At 71.8% G+C, this 2,439-nt stretch carries 1 protein-coding gene and 1 tRNA gene; both read left to right on the top strand.

What is annotated here, in order from left to right:
• Positions 1-2,004: DUF3536 domain-containing protein (locus VGT06_11805; GenBank protein HEV8663802.1), on the top strand; the 2,004-nt coding region annotated here is incomplete at its 5' end.
• Positions 2,005-2,147: 143 nt separating this feature from the next.
• A tRNA-Asp gene (locus VGT06_11800) sits at positions 2,148-2,224 on the top strand.
• Positions 2,225-2,439: the final 215 nt, after the last annotated feature.

The following is a 2,439-nucleotide window of genomic DNA, read 5'->3' as shown; positions in this document are numbered from 1 at the left end:
ATGTGGCTCCCGGAAACGGCTGTCGACCTCGAGACGCTGACGCTGCTGGCGGAGCACGGGATCGCCTTCACGATCCTGGCGCCCCATCAGGCAGCCCGGGTCCGCCCACTCGGCGGGGGGGAATGGCGGGACGTGCAGGGGAGTGGGCTGGACTCCCGCCAACCCTACCGGGTGAGCCTTCCCGGGAGTCGCTCGCTGGCCGTCTTTTTCTACGACGAGCCCCTCTCCCGCGCCATCGCCTTCGAGGGCCTCCTCGCGAGCGGGCAGGCCCTGGCGGCGCGGCTCCTCGGGGCCTTCGCCCCGGACCGGCCAGGCATCCAGTTGGTGCACGTGGCGGCCGACGGCGAGTCCTACGGCCACCACCACCGGTTCGGGGACATGGCCCTCGCCTCCGCCCTGCACGCGATTCGGGAGGGGGGGGAGGTCCACCTGACCAACTACGGGGAGTTCCTCGAGCGGCACCCGCCGGTCCTTGAGGTCGAGGTTCTCCCCAACACGGCCTGGTCCTGCCCCCACGGGATCGAGCGCTGGCGTAGCGACTGCGGGTGTCGAGCCGGGCGGGGTCCCGGCTGGCACCAGCGGTGGCGGGGGCCGCTCCGGGAAGCCCTGGACTCCCTCCGGGAGGCGCTGGACCTGCTCTACGAGGAGAAGGCGGGGGCCCTCCTGCGGGACCCCTGGGCGGCCCGGGACGCGTACATCGACGTGGTCCTGGACCGCTCGCGGGAGCAGGTGGAGGCCTTCCTCGGCCGCCACGCCAAGCGGGCCCTCTCCCCGTCCGAGTGGGTGGAGGCCCGGATGCTCCTGGAGCTCCAGCGCCATCGCCTCCTCATGTACACCTCCTGCGGCTGGTTCTTCGACGAGGTCTCGGGGCTCGAGACGGTCCTGATCCTGAAGCAGGCCGCCCGGGCGCTCCACCTGGCTCGCCACTTCACGCGGGAGCCCCTGGAGGAGGGGTTCCTCCGGATCCTGAGCCGGGCGGAGAGCAACCTCCCCGACGTGGGGGATGGCGCCACCGCCTACCGCCGCCTCGCTCGGCCGGCCCAGGTGGACCTGCGGCGCGTCATCGCCCACTACGCCATCACCTCCCTTTTCGAGGAGTACCCGCAGGAGAGCCGGATCCACGCGTTCCAGTGCCGGTCCACGGACTACCGGCGGGAGACGGATGGCCGGGCGATGCTGGCGGTGGGGCAGGTCCGGGTGACCTCCGAGGTGACCGCCGAGAGCGAGGAGGCCGCCTTCGCCGTCCTGCACTTCGGCGGGTCCGACTTCCACTGCTCGCTTCGGGGAGCGCCGGACCTCGCCGGGCTGGAGGGGGTCCGGGAGGACCTCTTCGGCAGGTTCGCCCGGCAGTCCCTCACGGAGGTGGTCCGGGCCCTGGACCACCATTTCGAGTCCACCTACTACACCCTCCGGGACCTCTTCCTGGAGAAGCGCCGGACGATCCTCGCCCTGGTGACGGCGGGGCCGCGGGCAGAGTTCACCCAGGCCTGCCGGCGGCTCTACGATGCCAACGCGCGGCAGATGGAGTTGCTGCGCGAAATGGACGCGCACCTGCCGGAGGCCTTTCAGGTCGTCGCCCGGGCGGTCCTCCAGGAGGTCCTGGAGCAGGAGGCGACCCGGCTCGTGGAGGGCCAGGGGGACCCGGCCCGCCTGCGGGAAATCCTGGAGCGGGCCCGGCGGTTCGAGGTCGCCCTGGACGTGACGCCGGTGCAGCGGCGCCTAACGGACGCGGTCACGGCCTGGGTCTGGGAGGGGGCGGGGGGGGCGGACGAGGGTCTGGTGCGACGGGCTCTTGGCCTGCTGGACGTGGCGGACAGCCTGGACCTCTCCCTCGATCTCTGGGAGGCCCAGAACCGGTTCCACCGCGCCGTCGCGGCTCCCGGGGGGCCGCTACTTCCTGCCGACCGGCTGGTGCCGCTCGGCCGCCGCCTCGGCTTCGCCGAGGAATACCTGGCGGGGCTCATGCGGCCAGGGGTTCGCACCACCTTGCCGGCAGCCTCCTGAGTCGTGGCGCAGGCGCGCGGGGAGGCCTCTTGGGCGACGGCCCGCCGGAGCGCATCATTACTATGGACGGCGATCGCGCGGGCCGGTCCTGTTGACAGCGCGCGGAGAAGCGGCTATAAAGAACGCTCGCGTCCTGATTCCTCGGGGTCGTAGTTCAGCTGGATAGAACGCCGGCCTGTCACGCCGGAGGTCGCGGGTTCGAGTCCCGTCGGCCCCGCCATCCCGGTTCCACAGCCACCCGGTCGGGTGGCTGTTGTGCTTCTGTCTCCCTTTAGCGAGGCCCCCCGGATTGAAGACGCTCTCCTGCTAATACACGCCATCATTCATGCATGTGACAGACGGTCCGGGTGGCGCCGGATGCCGCCCGAAGGCCCCCGGTGCGGAGGGGGGGCCCATCGGCTCTGGGCCGATGGGGGGAACCACGGGAGGGTTCCC

The organism is Candidatus Methylomirabilis sp. (genome assembly GCA_036000645.1).
Taxonomy (GTDB): domain Bacteria; phylum Methylomirabilota; class Methylomirabilia; order Methylomirabilales; family JACPAU01; genus JACPAU01.
This window is presented reverse-complemented; position numbering and strand designations above follow the sequence as displayed.